Annotated in this window: 2 protein-coding genes; one reads left to right on the top strand and one right to left on the bottom strand. The window is 73.3% G+C overall.

Annotated elements, in window-relative coordinates; translation table 11 throughout:
* Window positions 1-646: hypothetical protein (locus AOK15_RS45755; protein WP_338059929.1), on the bottom strand; the 646-nt coding region annotated here is incomplete at its 3' end.
* Between the two features lie 429 nt (window positions 647-1,075).
* Here AOK15_RS45755 and AOK15_RS27665 point away from each other — a divergent pair.
* Window positions 1,076-1,573 carry an SH3 domain-containing protein gene (locus AOK15_RS27665; RefSeq protein ID WP_055521077.1) on the top strand — a complete coding sequence of 166 codons (498 nt, stop codon included), beginning with the start codon at window positions 1,076-1,078 and terminating at the stop codon, window positions 1,571-1,573.
* Window positions 1,574-1,608: the final 35 nt, after the last annotated feature.

Consider the following 1,608-nt stretch of genomic DNA (forward strand, 5'->3'; position numbering starts at 1 on the left):
CCGACGCCGTCGCGCACACCGCACGACGGCGTCGGGTGGCGATCAGGATCCCCACCGTGGCCAGTACGAGCGCGCCGACCGGAAACCAGAACGCGGCGACTTCGAGCATGCGATACCCCTTCCGCAGCTGGACGAGTTCCTCCGCCGACAGCACCGTGACCTCGGTGTGCGCGACCGGGATGCGATGGGCGAACGGCACGTGGTCGCGGGCGAGTTGCCGCTTGACCCGTTCGCCGACCGGCGCCAGGTCGAAGGTCACCGGTCGCGCCCCGTGCCCGCTGCCGCCGGCGCTCTTCGCGCGGACCGCCCGCAACACCGCGTCGTGGGCCGCCCGGTTGGCCGTGAGCCATGCCGTACGGAACGCCTCGGTCCGGGTGAACGACCGGGCCGCGTCGTGCGTGAAGTCCCGCACGGGTTCGCGCAGCGGCGGCCGGACCCGCACCTCGCGCATGATCCCGGTGGCGACCGCGTCCGCGAGGGCCTCCCGTACGTCGGGGTCGGCGGCGAGCGGTGCGGTGACGGCCTCGTAGCGGGCCCGGTCGCCGAGCTCGTACGTCGCCCACGCGGCCAGCGCGCCCACCGGCGCGAACAGGCAGGCGAGCAGGATCAGCGCGGTCGACAGGGGGCCGCGAGCACGAGGGAACACCCTCTCAGGCAAGTCTCCCGGCGGCGCCCGCGCGAGCGGTGACGCCGCGTCTGACTGCGAATGGCCCCCCAGGACAAGCCGAACGGCTGCCGCCGGCCTACGGGGGGCGCCTTATAGCTCGGGGGTGCGTGTTCGTCGGCGGGTGCGGGTTCGTCGTGGTTTCTCGCGCAGTTCCCCGCGCCCCTGAAGGCTTGGGCCTGCGGCCCGGCCTTCATCCCCGTGGCGCCGTTGAAAAGCACGGGGCGCGGCCCCGGTCGCTTTTCAGGGGCGCGGTGAACCGCGCGAACAGCCCCCACTCACCCGCACCCGCCAACGAACCGCGCACCCTGGAGCCATGAGGCGCCCGGCGCCCGGCGCCCGGCAGCGCCCTCCGGTGGAGTACTCCGCCGAACGGGTGTTTCCTGGACAGGGGGAGCAAGGAGCCCGATCATGCGGATCCCACTCGCTCCACGGACCCTCGCCGCGACCGTCCTCGCCGGCGGTGTCGTCACCGTCGCGGCCCTCGGGACGACGGCCCAGGCGGCCGGTCCGACGCACGACGACCACTCCGGCCGACTGGTCAGGGGTACCGTCGTCGCCCGCGGCGACCTCAATCTCCGGGAACAGCCGACCACCCGCTCCGATGTCGTCGGCTTCGTGGCACCCGGCGCGCATGTCCGCGTCGAGTGCGCCGTACGGGGCCAGAGCGTGTTCGGCGAACGTCACTGGTACTGGCTGCCCGAGGAGCGCGGCTGGGCCAACGCGGTGTTCGTGGACACGGGCCACCGCTCCGTGCCGAACTGCACCGACCCGTGCCCGCGCTGGAAGGACTGTGATCCCTGCCGGAGCGGCCACGGCGGCCACGACAACGGCTCCGGATCGGACTCCGGAACCGTGACGTTCACCTGGACCTTCACCGCCTCCGGCACCTGGGAGTGGGACGACTGACCCTCCACAGGTCCCCCACAGGCCCTCATCGGCCC

The organism is Streptomyces ossamyceticus (assembly GCF_001418475.1).
Classification (GTDB): Bacteria; Actinomycetota; Actinomycetes; order Streptomycetales; family Streptomycetaceae; genus Streptomyces; species Streptomyces ossamyceticus.

Coding starts and splice junctions, on each gene's coding strand:
- AOK15_RS27665 (WP_055521077.1), top strand. CDS start 1,076: ATGCGGATCCCACTCGCTCCACGGACCCTCGCCGCGACCGTCCTCGCC.